We start from the raw sequence: 17,564 nt of genomic DNA on the forward strand, positions 1-17,564 counted from the left end.
CTGCCTTTGTTTCGACGATCATGGGTATGACGCCTCTATGGCCGCGTTTGATCGGGCCGCCACCGTGCTCCGACAGAATGGGTGACGTTTCCGGGCATGCCTCGCCATGATCGTTCGCAAAACCGAAGGACCGGCGGGCCATGCGAACAATCGGGCGCGCTCACAGGCGGGCCGCCCCATTGGCGATTGTCTGTAAACTGAAAGCGTGGCGGCTGTTTACCGAGCGACCCGCACGAACACCCTGCCAGCCGCCTGAAACGTCGGCACATCAACCGCAACCAGGGGCCGAAACGCCGGAAACCCCTGGCACCCGCGCACAGCGGTCGCCAGGGGCGTTATTCACCTGTTCGGCAGGACGCCGGATACACCGCCATGTCAGGCGATGCTGTCCGCATATTCCTTCGGAAGACCGATGGATTTGAGCTCGACATAAGGCTCGAACCCTTCCCAGCCGCTTTCCCGGCCGATGCCCGATTCTTTCACCCCGCCGAACGGCGCATGGAACCCGAAGGGAGCGCCATTGATCTCCAGAACGCCGGTTTTCACACGGTCGGCAACCGAGATGGCCCTTTCGATATCCTGCGAAAAGACGGACCCGCTCAGGCCATAAGGCGAGTTGTTGGCGATCGCGATGGCGTCATCCTCGTCGTCGTAGGCAATGACCGACAGGACCGGGCCAAAGATCTCTTCCTGTGCCAGTCGCGACTCAGGACCGACGCCCGCAAACAGGCTGGGACGCACGAACCAGCCCTGGTTCAGCCCGTCCGGGCGGCCAAGGCCACCGGTCACGAGCTGCGCCCCTTCCCGGATGCCGATGTCGATATAGCGCTCGACATTGTCGCTCTGCTTTTCGCTGACCATCGGGCCGATATGCGTGGCCTCGTCCAGCGGGTCGCCGACAGGCATCGAGGCAACCATCTGCCCCAGGGCCTCGACCACTTCAGACTCACGCTTTTTCGACACCAGAACACGGGTCTTGAGCGTGCAAATCTGACCCGAGTTGCGGAAGGACAACAGGCGCATCGCCTCGACCGCGGCCGGAATATCGGCATCGTCAAGAATGATCCCTGCGGATTTGCCCCCCAGTTCCAGCGTGATAGGCCGCAAGAGTTCTCCGCATTTCGCAGCCAGATGACGCCCCGCGCCAGTGGAGCCGGTAAAGGTCACCTTGTTCACGCCCGGATGTAGCACCAGGTATTCGGCTTCGGCGCGATCACAGGTCAGGACGTTCAGAACTCCCTCGGGCAGTTGGGCTTCTTGCGCCAGTTCCGCCAGCAGATACGCGCTGAAAGGGGCCAGAGATGCCGGTTTCAGAACCACCGTGCAACCCGATATGAGCGCCGGGCCAAGTTTCTGGATTACGGTCATCATCGGCGCGTTCCACGGCGTGATCAGGGCCGCAACCCCTTTTCCATAGCGGCGCACCAATGCATTGCCCGAGGCCGACTGGCGAAGTTCGCTCCACGGATAGGTGTTCAGGGCGATCTCGCGCTGTTCATCCAGCATCATCAGGGGCACCGTTGTCTGGATCGTGCGCGACTGAGTGATCGGGCTGCCCATCTCGGCGGTAATCGCCTGCGCCATGTCTTCCTTGCGGCGCTCGAACGCGGCGCGCAACCGCCCGACCGCGTCGACACGTTCCGCAACCGACATACGCGGCCAGGGGCCGGTGTCATAGGCCCGGCGGGCCGCTGCGACAGCCGCATCGACATCCTCGCGGGAACCGCTTGGGACCGTTGCAATCACCTCTTCGGTGACCGGAGAGATCGCTTCAATATGGCCCGTCCCTTTCGTCGGGGCCCATTCGCCCCCGACGAAAATCGTGTCTCTGCTATAGTCCGTGCTCATCTCGGCACCCTCCAAAAAGCGTCCAGTTCATCGCGCATCCGCAAGCCCGCCCGGCTCGGCACGGCGCAGTCCGGGCGCCGTACCGGCTTGGCCGGGTGATCTGTTGCATCTGTCAGTCGCGCAGGCCCGGTCTCCCGGTGCCATAGCTTGCACCTTCCGGCTCAGGAAATGCCACCACCTCAGCGGCGCCATCGGTTTCGCCAATGCAAGGGATCGGTGCTGCCTAAAGATCGAGCGCGAGGAGAGGTTGCGCTTCTGGGGCACCACTGCAGGCCACGCGCGCCCCTGCCCGGCTCAAGCCGGTTTCCTCTGACACGTCCCATTTGGCCGATCCGCAGGGGTCGGCAAGGTGGACGCCAGCGCCCGCGTCAGAACGCTTCGGCCCCGGTCTCGCGCATCTCGATCCGGGTTCCATTCTCGATGGAGGAGGCGGGGTAAGCGATCACGCGTGCGCCCTCCTCGACGCCTAGGACGATCTCGGCCCAGTCGCCCGACATGCGTCCCACCTCCACCGACCTCTGAGCTGCCCGACCATTCTCCTCCACGAACAGCGCCCATTCGCCCGCCGAACGGAAGAGCGCGCTTTGCGGCACCTGGAGCACGTCCTCCCCCTCCCAGGTGACGAGGGTCACGTAGACGCGGTAGCGGTCGCCAAGGCCGGCGCGCACCGCTGCCGGAGACAGGATGTCGAGGACGACCGGCACGCGTTGCTCGTCGATGCCAAGGGCCGAGACGCGTGTGAAGGCCGAGGGCTCGACCTGCCGGACTTCGGCATCGAGCACCGTGTCGCCGCCCCAGCGCTCGATGCGGGCGCGGGTCCCGGGCACCACGCCGATCGCGTCGTTCGAAAGAAGGTCGACATAGATTTCGAGATCCTGCGGATCGCCGATTGTCAGGAGGGTTTCGCCCGCTTTGACCAGCCGCGCGCTCTCGTCCACAAGGTCGAGGACGACGCCGGTGCGTGGAGCGGCAATCTTGACGCAGCAGGAAGCAGGCTCGTCGAGGCCGCGCGTCTCGGGGCCTTCCAGTTGTGCCTCCATCCGGGCAAGCGTGGCCCGCCTCATGTCGAGATCCGACTGTGCCACGTCCCGCGCCGCGCGCGCCGATAGCGCGGCCTGCACAGCATCCTCCAGCATAGCCTGAGCGAGCGTGCCGCGGTCGGACAGCGCGCGAGCCCGGTCGAGTTCGGCCTCGAGATGCGTGAGTTCGGTCTCGGCCCGGGACAGGCCCGCCTCGGCCAGACGCACAGCTGCCTCTGCCTCCACCACGGCGGCCTCGGCCAGCCTTCGGTCGCGCGCATCGAGGAAGGGCGGCTCGGCCGGTTCGATCGCCGCGACGATGGTCTCGCCCGCTGACACGGCGTCTCCGACATGGACGGGTGAGCGCCGGGCCTGTCCGGTGACGGGCGCGGTCACGAGCCAAGTGTCGCGCACGCGGGTGATCCCCTCCGCCGAGACGGTGACCTGCATCTGCGCGCGGCGCGCGGCAACAAGATCCACGAGCACCGGCGCGGGCAGCAGCGCCCAGACGAGCCCACCGAGCACAAGGGCGACGAGCAGCGCGACGAAGACTGTTCGGGAGGATCGGAGCACGGTTATTCCTTCTGCTTGAGCGAATGAACGATATCGATGCGGTCCAGCCTACGCCGCACAACGAGGACGGAGGCAAGCGCCGTCGAGATGACGAGCAGGGCGGCAACGGCATAGGTCCGGCGGGTGACAACCACCGGGATCGTGACCACCTCCGTGGAAAAGCCTTCTGCCATGAGCATGCAGAAACCGTAGCCGACAAGCCAGCCCACTGGAATAGCGATCAGGGTCAGGAGCATCTGCTCGGCCACGAGCACATAGGCCACTTCGCTGCGGCGAAACCCGAGCACCCGGAGCGACGCCAGCTCGTAGGCGCGCTCAGCCAGCTGGATTCGGGCGGCGTTGTAAACGACGCCGATGGTAATGAGCATCCCGAGCGACGCAAAGATCACCGTCATCGTCACCAGGCTTTCGTCAAGAGTATCCTCGAACTGGCGCCGTATGTCACTCCAGAGCGTGAAGCGCGCGATGGTTGGGGTCTCCTGCACCTCCGCCTGAAGCTCGGAGAGCGCATTTCGGTCGATGGCGAGATGCAGCATGTTGACCTGCGGCGCCTGACCGATCAGCCGGAAAAACGCCTCCCCGTTCATGTAGGCGTCCTGCCCAAGGCTCTGGCGGATCACGGCGGAGACCGGGATCTCCCAGGTTCCGCGAGGGGCGCTCAGGAGATCCACCCGGATTCGGTCGCCCGGCCGCACTCCGAGGCCTTCCGCCAGACCCGCCGCAAGGACGAGGCCCGTTGCGGGTATCTCCAGGGCCTCGCCGTCGTTATCGAGCAGCCGCGAGAGCCGGGCATCCTGCGCGCGCCCCTGAAGGCTCACGAGCCGCGATTCCGTGCCGCTCACGAGCCGTACCGGCACGGCGTAAAGACCCTCGGCCACCATGACGCCCGGCAGGGCAAGCGCATCGAGCTCGGCGCGCGAATTGACCGGACGGGCAAGCGTCACGGTCGCATCCTGCCGGTTGGCGCGCTCGAACAGCTCTTCGAGAATGAGGTCGATCGCGTCGAAGGTGAAGAAGGACGCGACGAGCACCGCGACCGATCCGGAAACACCGAAGAGCGTCACCGCCGCGCGCCACGGCCAGCGCACCAGCGAGCGCAGGATCATCATCGTCGTTTGCCGGAACCGAAGCAGTCCCCCCAGCCGGTCGAGCCATCCGCGATTGTAGACCGGTGGAGCAGGCGGCGACATGGCGACAGCCGGCGCAAGCCGCGTCGCGGCCCGCACGGCGCTCAGCCCTCCAAGGACCGTCGTCGCCATCCCAAGCAGACCGGAGATTGCCATCGGCGCGGCTCCCGGCCGGTAGAGCAGGCTTGGGAACCGGAAGTAGCGCGTGTAGATTTCCGTCAGTCCATGCCCCAGCAACCAGCCGAAGCCCCAACCGAGCAGGATGCCGACAAGACCGATTCCGACAGTCATCTTCGTGTAATGCGTCGAGACCGCCCACGTCTTGTAACCGATTGCCTTGAAGAGCCCGATCTGCGCCCGGTCGAGAGCGACAAGCCGCCCAAGGACCATGTTCACCAGAACCGCCGAGACGGCGAGGAAGATCGGCGGGAGAACCGTCGCCATGGTGCCGAGCTGCTTCAATTCGCCTTCGATGAAGATATTCGAGGGCTGCCGGTCGCGCCCGTAGGCGCCGGTTCCGCCATAGGGCGCGAGGATACGGTCGACACCTGCAATGACCGCCCTTTCCTCTGCCCCCCGCGCGAGCGTCAGCGTCAGGTCGTTGAACGCGCCCGAAAGGTCCTTAGCCGAGGCGGCGGCGCGTTCGCTCAGCCAGAGAATGCCGAAATTCTCGTCGTCGGGTTCAATAGCACCGGAGCCGACGGTATAAATGTATTCGGGCGAAATCACGACGCCCGTGACCCGCAGGGGCCGCATCTGACCGTTCAGAACGGCGCGGAAATGGTCACCGGGCCGCAACCCGTTGGCCTCGGCGAAGGCCTCGGAGACGGCGACCTCCTCCAGATGGTCGGGCCGGGGCATGCGCCCATGGCGTACCACGGGGACATTCAGCACCGGTTCGCCGCTCGGCGGTATGGAGACGACGATGGCCGATGCCGGTTCGGGCTTGCCTTCGAGATCGACCATCGCCGTGAACACCACGCGCCCTTCGACCCGCGCCACCCCGTCGAGCCGCGCGATCTCGGCCAGCAGGCTGCGGGGCGCGCGGGTGAGCGTCGCGAAGACATCGGCGAAGCGGTTCTGCTCGTAATAGGCGGCCCGCGTCGCCTCGAGCGAACGCTGCGTGCCGGTTGACAGGATCAGCACCATGATCCCGCAGCCAAGCACCAGCGCGATAGCGAGGCACTGCACCCAGATTTGCCGCAGGTCGCGCAGGAGCTTGCGGTCGAGCGTCCGCATCACCAGCTCACCTCCGAAGGGGCGACGCGGGCCTCGTTCTCTTCCACATGAGTGATCCGGCCGTCCGCCATGTAGACCACGCGATCGGCGATGCGGCGGATTTCGACATTATGGGTGATGAGTGCGGTGGCGGTCCCGAGGTTGCGATTGACTTCGATCAGCGCGTCGAGGACCGTCACGCCGGTCTTGCTGTCGAGCGCACCGGTCGGCTCGTCGCAGAGCAGGATCTCGGGGCGCTTGGCGATGGCGCGCGCGATCGAAACGCGCTGCTGCTCCCCTCCCGATAGCTCGGAGGGGAAATGATCGAGGCGCGTTGAGAGGCCCACCTGCTCCAGTGCCTCTTCCGGGCGCATCGGGTTCTCGGCAATCTCGGTCACGAGCGCCACGTTCTCGCGCGCGGTTAGACTGGGCACCAGGTTGTAGAACTGGAAAACAAAGCCGACATGAGCGCGCCGGAATTCTGTCAGTTCCTCGTCATCGAGGTTCGTAAGCTCGCGGTCGCGAAAGAAGATGCGACCGGATGTAGGACGGTCGAGGCCTCCGAGGATATTGAGCAGCGTAGATTTTCCCGATCCCGATGCGCCGAGAAGCGCGACGACCTCATGTGGGTAGAGCGAAAAATCGATGCCACGCAGCGCATTCACAGCGACCGCCCCCGTACGGTAGACTTTCGTGACATCTTTGGTGCGTAGGACCGCTGGTCTTTCTGGGGGCAACGCTGACATGGTAAAACAATAGCGATTCCGGTATAGTTTGTGCCTTGATCGAGAGCAATTACCGCTGCACTGTCAATGATGACGGAGTTGAGATGCAATCCGTGACAGCCTGCCACGCGACGTGAAGAACGCCAACCACGAAGAACACATGCGCATGCCGGACCGCCAGCTTTTCGGCCTATTCACATCCCGCGCCACCGCGTCCGGACTAACGGCAAGAGATTTTCCAGACTGCCTGACGTCAGACATGCCGATGCCAGCTTGTCCAAGTCCAAGCGCACCGCCCGGCGGGTGCTCGCGATCATCCAAAAGAACGCATGGGAGTGCGCCGTCAGACTCAAGCTGACCCGTCAGGCCGCGAAAAGGCCCCGCCACTCGGCGAGGGCGGCGGCACCGTCTGGTGGCTCACCTCTACATCCCGCTCGTGCAACAGGTCCTCCACGTTCCGAAGCGACAGAGGGAAGCGAATATACAGTCTCGGGAGATGTCTTGAAATATCGAAACGGGCTGCGCTTCTGGGGCATCCCTGCAGACCACGAGACCGCCCTGCCCCGCTCAAGCCGCTTTCCCCTGACACATCCCTCTCTTGGTTTGGGCTTCGTCGTTGCCGCCGCCGTCAGGACGGCGCAGCCCGCAACTCGTTTACGACACCAGCTTCTTTTCTTTCGCGAAAGGACTCAGCCCGAGCCAACTCTGCATCGCTGCAGCCACGGAAGTGGGGCCAGTGAGTTCAAGCCTCTGCGAAACCTCAGAGACAGTTGACAGCCCCATCCAGATCGCGGTCATCGTCCGCAGATCGGTTTCGACGTAGAGATCGACATCAAACCCCGGATCTGCAAGGCAAAGATCCACCTCTCCGTTCGCCTCGACGATCAGCCACCATGATCTCTTGCCGGGTGACAGTTCCGGGAAGCGGAAGTTCAGCACCGTACGTCCCGGAGGCAGCGGCGACGGGTCGAGGTTGCGGCGCATATCCCACATGAGCAAGGAGACATCGAGCCGTTCAAGCGAGGGTTCTGCTTCGACCCACTTCTGCCCCCAGATTCCGAAGGCTTCGACAATCGGCAGCAGGTCCTTCCCGGCTGGAGTCAGGAGGTAGTCGACGGCCTGGGAACGCGGCACGGGGCGTCGTTCGACGATCCCTGCGGCCTCCAGTTCCCGCAGTCGTTGCGCCAGCAGCGACCTCGACATGCGCGGTACGCCGCGCCGGATGTCGTTGAACCGGGTCGAGCCAGCCACGAGCTCTCTCACGAGTACCATGGTCCATCGCGTACAGAGCACCTCGGCGGCCATGGCGACGGGGCAGAACTGGTAGTAGCTGGCGTTGGACATTGGTGTCCTCCTCCCTGGCTCGACACACATTAGCAAATCCACATGGATAAATCACCGGTCCATTTACTGGACCAGCCGGTCCAGTCCCGACACTGGTTTCGAAACGTGTGGATATTCATCCTCTCCATGAACGGCCGCAGAAGGCAGATCAAAGGAGGAGGTGCCCTGTCCGACACCGCCGTTCTCACAGGATAAAGGGAGGACGAGATGAAAAACCAAATTGATGTGAACGAGCTGCACGGGGGCATGAAAAGCATCCGTGGCGAGGAATTGGAAACATTTGCGGCGATGTTGCGCGGTCGTCTCATGGTGGAGGGCGATCCGGATTACGATACTGCGCGAACGATCTGGAACGGCATGATCGATCGCAAGCCGTCCCTGATCGTGCAGGCTGCCGGACCTGCCGACATTCGGGCGGCCGTGACCTTCGCGCAGGAGAATGGGTTGCGTATGGCCGTCCGCGCGGGAGGACACCAGATCGCCGGTCTTGCGGTGGAAGAGGGTTCCATGATGTTGGACCTTTCGGCCATGCGTTCGGTGCGAGTGGATGCCGAAGCCGGCATCGTTCGCGTGGAACCGGGGGCAACGCTTGGCGATGTCGATCACGAGACACAGGCTTTCGGCTTGGCCGTTCCGGTCGGTGTGAACTCGACCACCGGTATCGCGGGGCTGACGCTGGGCGGGGGCTTCGGCTGGATCACTCGTAAGTACGGCATGACAATCGACAACCTTCTCGCCGCCGATGTTGTTCTGGCCAGCGGCGATTGTGTCCGGGCCTCGCCACGCGAGAACCCCGATCTCTTCTGGGCGCTGCGGGGCGGTGGCGGCAACTTCGGCGTCGTCAGTTCTTTCGAGTTTCGCGCCCACCCAGTCGGTCCGGACGTGTTGTCCGGCCTTGTCATCCACCCGTTCGAGGATGCCGCTGCGCTACTGCCGAAGTTCCAGGAACTTTGCGAACGGGCGCCGGATGAACTGACGATCTGGTCGGTCTTGCGCAAGGCCCCTCCGCTACCATTTCTTCCCGAGGAATGGCATGGACGTGAGGTCCTGATCTTCGCCGCCTGCTACTCGGGCGACATGGCGGACGGCGAATTGGCAATGCGCGACCTTCGTGCGCTCGGCACACCGATCGTCGACGTCATCGGACCGCATCCCTTCACCGGCTGGCAGGCCGCCTTCGATCCCCTGCTGACACCCGGCGCGCGCAACTACTGGAAAAGCCGCGACTTCCTGAGCCTCAGCTCAGGAACGATCCGGTCCATCCTCAATGCTGTCGGCGATGTTCCGGATCCGCAGTGCGAAGTCTTCATCGCCCATGTGGGCGGGGCGATGGCGCGTGTGGCGTCTGATGCCACGGCCTACCCGCAACGGGCGAGCCACTTCGTCATGAACGTCCACACCCGCTGGAATGATCCCGGTAAAGACGCGGCCTGCATCGACTGGGCGCGACGGCTTTTCCAAGACACAGCGGCAGATGCGGCCCCCAGCGTCTATGTGAACTTCATGCCCGAAGACGAACCCAACCGCCTATGCGACGCTTATGGCGGCAACATGCAGCGCCTACGGGAGATCAAGGCGCACTACGATCCGGGCAACCTTTTCCGGGTCAATCACAACATTCTGCCCCTGGCCGCGGAGCAGGCGGCGCAATGATCCCGGCGCAGGCCCGGTTGCCGGGCCTGTACCTCTTCACCCAAACAGAAACTCTGTGCCAGGAGCAAAGACAGATGGAAGAGACACTCTACCGCCGTCTTGGAGGCCAGCCGGGGATCAAGGCCCTGGTCGACGACATCATCGAGGCCCACATGAACAACCCGACGCTGAGCCCGCGTTTCCTACCCTACCGGGAGACGCCCGAAGATCTGGAGGCCGCGAAGGCACATCTTTGCGACTTTCTGGGCGCCGGGTCGGGCGGGCCAGAGGAATACTCCGGACCGGACATGGTGTCCGCGCATCGCGGCATGAACATCAGCGCAGCCGAGTACATGGCGGCTCTCGATGATATCATGGCCACTCTGAGCGAACACGGAATCGACGATCAGACCTGCAAGGATGTCCTGATGATCAGCTTCACGCTGAAGTCCGAGATAGTGGGAAAATAACCCTGCTGCGCCCAGGCTTCACGTGGCGGCAGAAGCCAGACCAGCCTGATCTGCCCCGCTCAAGCCGGTTTCCTCTGACACCTTCGCACAGCCTGCCACTCTAACATTTCGAAAACAGTTCCGTCTGAAACCCGCGTGACCAACTCAAACGGACCAATACCGCAACGACATTTTCCCATTTATTTACAGTCACTTAAAGGTTCTGCGCCAAAACTGCGCAGTCATTAGGTCCGAAGAATTTGGGCCCCGAAAGAACACTTTATGGCTTCCTTGCATGGAGGCCGGCGCTCAGCCCCTCCCGCACAACCGTCGAAAACAACGGAAAAATCCTGCCGCAGCCGGATCGGGAGAACGCTTTCGCGGGGGTGCGTGGCGGAGAGACAGGGATTCGAACCCTGGAGACGGTTTCCCGCCTACACACTTTCCAGGCGTGCGCCTTCGACCACTCGGCCACCTCTCCGTGGCGCCCTCTTTAACGCCGGCCTTACCGGCAGTTCAAGAGCTTTCTGCGCCCCGCGCTCAATCGTCCAGATGAAGATAGACGCGGCGGTTTCGGCGGCCCTTTTTCTCGATCTTTCCAAGGCGCAGGCGGCCGATCTCGCCGGTGCGCGCCACATGGGTGCCGCCGCAGGGTTGCAGATCGACCTGCTCCGCCCCCTGCCCGATCCGCACCAGCCGCACCTTGCCCGCCCCGCGCGGCGGCGCGACCGACATGGTCCTGATCAGGCCCGGATTGGCGGCCAGTTCCGCATCGGTGATCCAGTCCTCGCGCACCGGCAGGTCGCAATCCACCAGATCGTTGAGCGCCGCATCCAGCATGTCCTTGTCTTCGGGCGCGTCGGGCATGTCGAAATCCAGCCGCCCCTTGCGCGCCGTGATCGCCCCGCCCGTGACCGGCAGGGGGATCACCACCGACAGCAGATGCAGCGCCGTATGGACCCGCATATGCCCGTGCCGACGCGCCCAGTCCAGCCGCTGCGTCACCCTCTGGCCCACCGGGGGCAGGCCCTGCGGCTCGGCGGGAACAAGCGCGATCCCGCCCTCGTCGGTCTTCACCGCCGTCGCCACCTCCATCATGCCGCCCGGCCAGTCCAGCCGCCCGCTGTCGCCCGGCTGCCCGCCACCTGCGGGATAAAACACCGTCCGGTCCAGAACGACGCCGCCCTCGGGCGTGTGCGCCACGACCTGCGCTTCACCGTCGCGCAGATACGGATCGTCACGAAACAGGGCCTGCGTCATTACCGCCCGTCCCCGCCATCCGGCTCACCGCCATCCTCTGCATCGGGAATGTCATCGCGCGTCATATGCGCCGCGGCGGGTGTCTCGTCATCGGGCGGGCGGGCGCCCTGCCCGGCCGTATCGTCCCTATCCTTCGCTGCGGTGGCCCCGGTCAGAACCTCGGGATTGCGCAGCCAGATATCCTGTTGCGTGAACGGAATCTCGATTCCTTCCTCGGCAAAGCGGCGGGCGATCTCGTGGTTCATGTCCGATTTGACGTTCAGCACGAAATTCACGTCGCGCAGAATGGCCCGGATCTCGAAATCCAGAGAACTGGCTCCGAATGTCTGGAACACAACGTAAGGCGCGGGGTTCATCAGAACCAGAGGATGCGCCTTGGCGATGTCCAGCAGGATCTCCTCGACCCGGCGGGTATCGGTGCCATAGGCCACGCCCACCGGCACGATCACCCGGCCCACCGTGTTGCCACGGGTGTAGTTCGTCACCGTCCCGCTGACGAAATCCGCATTGGGCACGATCACGTCGGTGCGGTCGAAGGTCTCGATCCGGGTCGAGCGCACCGAGATATCGCGCACCGTCCCGTGCTGACCGCCCACCTCGATCCAGTCGCCCTCGGAAATCGGGCGCTCGATCAGCAGGATGATGCCGGACACGAAGTTCGACACGATGTTCTGCAGGCCGAAACCGATCCCGACCGACAGCGCACCGGCAACAATGGCAAGGCTGCTCAGGTCGATGCCCGCGCTGGTGATGGCGATCAGCGCGGCCAGGAAGATGCCGATATAGCCCACCCCCGACACGATGGCATTGCGCCCGCCGGGATCGATCCTGGTTTTCGGCAGAACGCTATTCTTCAGCGCCCCCTGCAACAGCCGCGTCGCCACGAGGCCGATCACGAACACGATGGCCAGCGTCAGGAAGATGGTGGGCGAAATGCGCGTGTTGCCGATGGTGATGCCTTCCACGAACTGCGTCCACAGCTCTGTCAGGTCGGTCACCCGTGCGCCCCAGATCAGCGCGAAGACCGGCACCGACAACAGCACCAGAACAAAGCCCACCAGCACCGGGATCAGCGAATCCGCCGCACCCTCGCGATTGCCGCTCAGCAGGGCATAAAGCTCGACCACCACGCGTTGCAGCACCACCAGCGCCGCCAGCACCATCAGCGACAGCACCGACGGGAACAGCAGGAACTTCGACAGGCCGACATAGCCGACAGCGGCCAGAACCGGCGCCGCCACGGCCAGCGCGACAAGGGTGCGCGCCAGCAGCCGGGTCATGCGGGCGCGATAGGTTTCCTCGCCGGTATCCTCGGTGGATTCGGCGGTATGCAACAGCAACAGCCGCCCAAGCCGCCACAACAACAGCGCGGCCACCACCACCAGCGGAAACAGGATCACGTTGCCCGCCGCCTCGGACCAGCCGAATGTTTTGCCCATCGAATCCAGGAAATGATGCAGCCCTATGGCCAGGCCCAGCAACGCCCCGTACCACCGCCCGGCCCGGCGGGCGTCGCCATCCAGGTTCAAGGGCGGGGCGCGCATGTCGTCGGTCGGGAAAATCTGCGTCGCCAGCCACCGCGCCACGAGAAAGACCAGCGCCGCCTCGAGCGCGGTTTCGAACACCCGGTCCATCCGCGTGCCCACAAGGCCGGTCAGATACACCGCCCCGGCCAGGAACATCAGCCCGATGAACGGCAAAACGAAACTGCCGAGCGATATCATGAAACCGGCGATCCAGCGCCCGGCGCTTTCGCGATCCCGCAGAATGCGCCGCGTCAGGCGGCGGCTCCACTTGCGCCCCCGCGCCACCAGGATCGCCCCGACCACCACCAGAATGGCCGACACCGGCAAGACCGCCAGCGCCTCTTCGCGCTGTGTCGGGCTGCTCCAGATCGCCACCGTCTCCGAATGCAACCCGTCCGCAGAGTCGATCAGCGCCGAAACCCCCGCCCGCCAATGCACCGGATTGGCCGGGGACGGCCCGAAATCCAGCAGCTTTTCGGTCTGCCGGTCCCGCATGATCTGGTCGATCCCCTTGACCAGCCCATCGGCGCGGCTATGCGCCAGTTCCGCACGTTTCGCCGGGGCCTGCAGGTCGGCCAGACGCGCGTTCAACTCGTCGCGCTGCGAGGCGATCTCGGCGGATTCCTGGCCGCCCTCGGGGGCGGGGCCAAGCGCATCGAGCTGTCTCTGAACGGTCGCGATGGTGCTGGCATTGACGTTCTGCGCGGCCTGAAACCGTTCGCGCCACCGCGTCAGTTCCTCGCGCAACTCCTCCAGCGCCGGAATCGAGGCCTGCGCCTCTTCGACCACCTCCTCGGCGCGTACCGCCGTTTTTTCCCAGGCGTCGTAATCCGGCGCGGCGTTTTCGGACGGCCCCGAAACCTCCGCCTGCTCCTGCGCAAAGGCGCCCTGTATCCCTGCGCCGCCCAACAGCGCAGCCAGCGCAACGATGGCAAATGCAGCCAGACTCCGGCGCAACGGGCCTGTCATTCAGCGAACACTCCGGGAATGCTGCGCGGGGCTTGATCCAGCCAGCCGGGGGTCGGCAGGCCCTTTTCGCGCAGGAACTCTGGATTGAACAGTTTCGACTGATAGCGCGTGCCGTAATCGCACAGCACGGTCACGATGGTATGGCCCGGCCCCATTTCCCTGGCCATGCGGATCGCCCCGGCCACGTTCACCCCGGTCGAGGCCCCCATGCAAAGCCCCTCGTTTTCCAGCATGTCGAACACGATGGGCAGCGCCTCTTCGTCAGGCACCTGGCAGGCGAAATCGGGGGTGAACCCTTCGAGGTTGCGGGTGATGCGGACCTGTCCGATCCCCTCGGCGATGGATGTGCCCTCGGCCTCCAATTCGCCGGTGGTGTAGTAGGAATAGAGCTTCGCCCCCATCGGATCGGCCAGCCCGATCTTCACGCCCTTGGGCTGCAGGGCCATGGCGACCCCCGCCAGCGTCCCGCCCGAGCCACAGGCGCAAATGAACCCGTCCACCTTGCCGCCGGTCTGGTCCCAGATTTCCGGGCCGGTGGTTTCGATATGCGCCTGACGGTTGGCGACATTGTCGAACTGATTGGCCCAGATCGCCCCGTTTGGTTCGGTTTTGGCAAGTTCTTCGGCCAAACGCTCGGAATAACGAACAAAATTGTTCGGATTTGAATAGGGCGCGGCAGGCACCTGAACCAGGTCTGCCCCCGCGAGGCGCAGCATGTCCTTCTTTTCCTGGCTCTGGGTTTCGGGAATCACGATCACCGTCTTGAAGCCCAGAGAGGCCCCGACCAGCGCAAGACCGATGCCGGTATTGCCCGCCGTGCCCTCCACGATGGTGCCGCCGGGTTTCAGTTCCCCGCGCGCCACCGCGTCACGGATGATATACAGCGCGGCGCGGTCCTTGACCGACTGGCCGGGATTCATGAACTCGGCCTTGCCCAGAATTTCGCACCCGGTTTCCTCGCTGGCCCGGTGCAGCCGGATCAGGGGGGTATGTCCTACGGCCTCGGCCAGATCCTTCGCGATGCGCATTGCCCGTGCTCCTTGTCAAATCATCCCCACAGATTTAGCCCCCGCGACAGGGGAACTCAAGCAATCCCCCGCAACCGATCACGTTCCATTGAAAGCCACATCAGGCACATGATCAGCGGGCCGTTATCGGCCTCGCCACTGCGCAACAGGTCCATGGCGCGCGCATAGGGGATGACATGCGTGCGGATATCTTCCGCTTCGCTGTCCAGCCCGCCCATGCCGCGTTTTTCCTCAGGTAGATCGCACAGCCCCAAAAACAAATGGAAATATTCCGTCGAACACCCCGGCGAGCAGTAATGACTGGAAATTCTCTCCAGCCGATGCAGATCGAGCCTCGCCTCCTCGGCGCATTCGCGACGGGCCGTGTCCTCCGGGGTTTCCCCGGCATCCACCCGCCCCGCCACCGGCTCCAGCGCCCAGGGCCGCGGATCGCCGCGCCCGAACGGCCCCATGCGGAACTGTTCCACCAACAGCACCCGGTCGGTGCGCGGATCGTAGGGCAGCACGATCGCCGCATCGCTGACCACGAAAACCTCGCGCCGCAGCAGATCGCTCTGCCCGCCACCGAATTGCGGATGGCGCAGCGCATAATCCCGCGTCAGGAAAAACCCTTCATGCGGCGTCTCGACATGATCGACCTCGACCTTGTCCGCCCCGGTCGCGCTGCGCAGATCGGCGGGCACACCCCTGGCCGCCGCCATCCGCGCCCCGGCACGGGACAGGATCATCGGCATCCGCCACGCCAGTTCCGCCGGGGTCTTGCGCCCGAAATACCCCATCGCCTCGGCACAGGCCGCTTGCGCGATCCCGCCCCAGCGGGGGTGCCAATCCCCGAATGTCCAGTCCCGCGCCGCCTCGGGCGCATGCGGTGTCACGAAACAGATGGCCCCGGCGCCCTCCGCCGTTTCGGCCCCCGCCTCTTCGGCGCCCAGCCCTCCGGCCAGAAACCGCAGCCGCGCCAGAACCTCCGGCGAGACATCCCGCACCAGCAGCCCCGCCGTGGAATGCCCCTCCCGCGCCACCAGCGCGGGGAAACACGTCCTGTCATCGGTTTTCAGCGCATATCCGGGCAGTTCGGCCGCCTGCGCGTCAAGCGCACCGGCCTGTCCCGCCACGATCTCCAGAATCGGGGCCCACGCCAGTGGTCCGCACAGGAACAGCGCGCCCGTCACGTCATGACCAACGCCGCGCAACCCACTCACCGATCAGCCCGGTCACCAGGCCCGCGATCACAAGCGTTCCGATCACCTGCGCATCGACCAGAACCAGCGCGTATTCCGTCATGATCTTGAACATGGCGTTGATCGCCTGCATCAACCCGGTAAAGCGCCGGTCCAGCGCCATCGCCAGCATCTCGTTCAGGCTCTGGACGAAGAGCCCCCAGAACACCAGCGCCACCGCCCCGGTCAGCCCCGCGCTCAGCCCGTTGGGATAGCCCCGGCCCAGCCGTTTGCCGACCACGCGCCAGCCCACCAGTATCCCCAGCGCGGCATTGACGAAATTGAATATCCCGAAATCCGTGCCCTCGGGCATCAGCGGGCGGATCAGGTCCGAGACCAGCCACCCGGCCGCCCCCAGCAGAACAGCCGCCACAAGGCGGCCCATTGTCGGCATGTTGTCTGTCAGCGGCATCAGGACGGCCTTGCAATCGTGATCTGTGTCACATCGCAATTACCCCCTTGGAACGCCCCCGCACAAGAGGTCAGATAGAAATTCCACATCCGGCGGAACCGCTCATCAAAGCCAAGGCCCGCGATATCGTCCCATTTCGCGTTGAATGTCTCGTGCCAGCGGCGCAGGGTCTGGCTGTAGCTCTGCCCGAACTCGACCGAGCGCCGCACCTGCAACCCGGCCTTTTCCACCTCGGCCCGCAACACCGCCGGGCTGGGCAGCATCCCGCCCGGAAAAATGTATTTCTGGATGAAATCCACCCCCTTGCGATAGGCCTCCCAGCGATGATCGGCCACGGTGATGATCTGCAAGGTCGCCTGCGCGCCGGGGCGCAGACGCTCGCGTACCGTCGTGAAATAGGCCGGCCAGTATTGCTGACCGACCGCCTCGAACATCTCGATACTGGCGATCCCGTCATAAAGGCCCGTCTCGTCGCGGTAATCCTGCAGGCGGAACTCCACCCGGTCCGACAGCCCGGCCCGCGCGATGCGCTCTTTCGCATAGTCGAACTGCTCCTGACTGATGGTCAGCCCCGTCACCTTCAGCCCGCGCTCGGCGGCGGCATATTCGGCAAACCCGCCCCAGCCACAGCCGATCTCAAGCACATGATCGCCCGGTTGCGCGCCCATCTGATCGACCATGCTGGCGTATTTCGCGATCTGCGCCTTTTCCAGGCTCTCCTGCCCGTTATCGAAAAGCGCGCTGGAATAGGTCATCGTATCGTCCAGCCACAGCCGGTAGAAATCGTTGCCCAGATCGTAATGATAGCTGATGTTCCTGCGCGCCTGCGCCTTGGTGTTGCGCTGCAACCAGAACCGGATTTTCTCGTAGAACTGCGCGATCACCTGACCGGGATAGCTGTTATACATCTCGTCGTTATCCGCATTCACCAGATCCATGAAGGATTGCAGGTCGGGCGTGCTCCACCAGCCCTCCAGATAGGCGTCGCAAAATCCCAGATACCCCTCGCGCACCATCCGGGCAAAGACATCGCCCTGATGCACCGCGATTTCCGCCACCGGGCCGGGGGCCGCGCCCCCCGCCCTGAAAACGCGCCCATCGGGCAGGCGGATGTCCAGACGCCCCTGCCTCAGGTTTTTCGCCGCCGCGAAACATTGCTCGAAATAGCGCGGCAGGCCCTCCTGTCCGCCGGTCTCCGTCAGGATCATGGTTCC

Annotated in this window: 13 protein-coding genes, 1 tRNA gene and 1 pseudogene; 2 read left to right on the forward strand and 13 right to left on the reverse strand. The window is 64.4% G+C overall.

Annotation, left to right across the window (positions count from 1 at the left end; genetic code table 11):
* Nucleotides 1-375: 375 nt before the first annotated feature.
* The 6 genes and pseudogenes from KPG71_RS07680 to KPG71_RS07705 form a co-directional block, all read right to left on the reverse strand.
* On the reverse strand, nt 376-1,848 hold the full coding sequence (locus KPG71_RS07680) for an aldehyde dehydrogenase (RefSeq protein ID WP_216337511.1): 1,473 nt from the start codon (nt 1,846-1,848) through the stop codon (nt 376-378).
* A 368-nt stretch (nt 1,849-2,216) separates the two neighbouring features.
* On the reverse strand, nt 2,217-3,440 hold the full coding sequence (locus tag KPG71_RS07685) for an efflux RND transporter periplasmic adaptor subunit (protein ID WP_367397322.1): 1,224 nt from the start codon (nt 3,438-3,440) through the stop codon (nt 2,217-2,219).
* A gap of 2 nt (nt 3,441-3,442) precedes the next feature.
* Complete coding sequence (locus tag KPG71_RS07690) at nt 3,443-5,806, reverse strand: ABC transporter permease (protein WP_216337512.1); 2,364 nt, start codon at nt 5,804-5,806, stop codon at nt 3,443-3,445.
* Nucleotides 5,806-6,531, reverse strand: coding sequence for an ABC transporter ATP-binding protein (locus KPG71_RS07695; RefSeq protein ID WP_216337513.1), 726 nt, complete (start codon nt 6,529-6,531; stop codon nt 5,806-5,808). Before KPG71_RS07695 ends, KPG71_RS07690 begins: the two co-directional genes overlap by 1 nt.
* 382 nt (nt 6,532-6,913) lie before the next feature.
* Nucleotides 6,914-6,997 (reverse strand): annotated as a pseudogene (locus KPG71_RS19625) (IS6 family transposase); the annotation flags it as partial.
* Nucleotides 6,998-7,164: 167 nt separating this feature from the next.
* Nucleotides 7,165-7,854, reverse strand: coding sequence for a helix-turn-helix domain-containing protein (locus KPG71_RS07705; protein WP_216337514.1), 690 nt, complete (start codon nt 7,852-7,854; stop codon nt 7,165-7,167).
* A gap of 225 nt (nt 7,855-8,079) precedes the next feature.
* Here KPG71_RS07705 and KPG71_RS07710 point away from each other — a divergent pair, with 225 nt between their 5' ends.
* On the forward strand, nt 8,080-9,507 hold the full coding sequence (locus tag KPG71_RS07710) for an FAD-binding oxidoreductase (RefSeq protein WP_367397323.1): 1,428 nt from the start codon (nt 8,080-8,082) through the stop codon (nt 9,505-9,507).
* A gap of 74 nt (nt 9,508-9,581) precedes the next feature.
* Entirely contained in the window at nt 9,582-9,956 is a 375-nt protein-coding gene (locus KPG71_RS07715) for a group 1 truncated hemoglobin (protein ID WP_216337516.1), read from the forward strand.
* 370 nt (nt 9,957-10,326) lie between these two features.
* Here the strand turns inward: KPG71_RS07715 and KPG71_RS07720 are convergent.
* From KPG71_RS07720 to KPG71_RS07750, 7 genes are all read right to left on the reverse strand, one after another.
* A tRNA-Ser gene (locus KPG71_RS07720) sits at nt 10,327-10,416 on the reverse strand.
* A 59-nt stretch (nt 10,417-10,475) separates the two neighbouring features.
* Nucleotides 10,476-11,195 (reverse strand): alanyl-tRNA editing protein, encoded by a 720-nt coding sequence (locus tag KPG71_RS07725; protein ID WP_216337517.1) that lies wholly within the window; start codon nt 11,193-11,195, stop codon nt 10,476-10,478.
* On the reverse strand, nt 11,195-13,690 hold the full coding sequence (locus tag KPG71_RS07730; protein WP_216337518.1) for a DUF3772 domain-containing protein: 2,496 nt from the start codon (nt 13,688-13,690) through the stop codon (nt 11,195-11,197). Before KPG71_RS07730 ends, KPG71_RS07725 begins: the two co-directional genes overlap by 1 nt.
* Nucleotides 13,687-14,718: a cysteine synthase A gene (locus KPG71_RS07735; RefSeq protein ID WP_216337519.1), complete on the reverse strand. Its 1,032-nt coding sequence runs from the start codon at nt 14,716-14,718 to the stop codon at nt 13,687-13,689. Before KPG71_RS07735 ends, KPG71_RS07730 begins: the two co-directional genes overlap by 4 nt.
* Nucleotides 14,719-14,774: 56 nt before the next feature.
* The gene (locus KPG71_RS07740; RefSeq protein WP_367397324.1) at nt 14,775-15,920 is read right to left on the reverse strand and encodes an NUDIX domain-containing protein; all 1,146 of its coding nucleotides are present in this window, start codon (nt 15,918-15,920) and stop codon (nt 14,775-14,777) included.
* Nucleotides 15,892-16,350, reverse strand: coding sequence for a TrgA family protein (locus tag KPG71_RS07745; RefSeq protein WP_216337520.1), 459 nt, complete (start codon nt 16,348-16,350; stop codon nt 15,892-15,894). The genes KPG71_RS07740 and KPG71_RS07745 overlap by 29 nt, the downstream gene beginning before the upstream one ends.
* Nucleotides 16,350-17,558, reverse strand: coding sequence for a cyclopropane-fatty-acyl-phospholipid synthase family protein (locus KPG71_RS07750; protein ID WP_216337521.1), 1,209 nt, complete (start codon nt 17,556-17,558; stop codon nt 16,350-16,352). The genes KPG71_RS07745 and KPG71_RS07750 overlap by 1 nt, the downstream gene beginning before the upstream one ends.
* Nucleotides 17,559-17,564 lie beyond the last annotated feature (6 nt).

The organism is Roseovarius sp. PS-C2 (assembly GCF_018862045.1).
GTDB lineage: Bacteria > Pseudomonadota > Alphaproteobacteria > Rhodobacterales > Rhodobacteraceae > Roseovarius.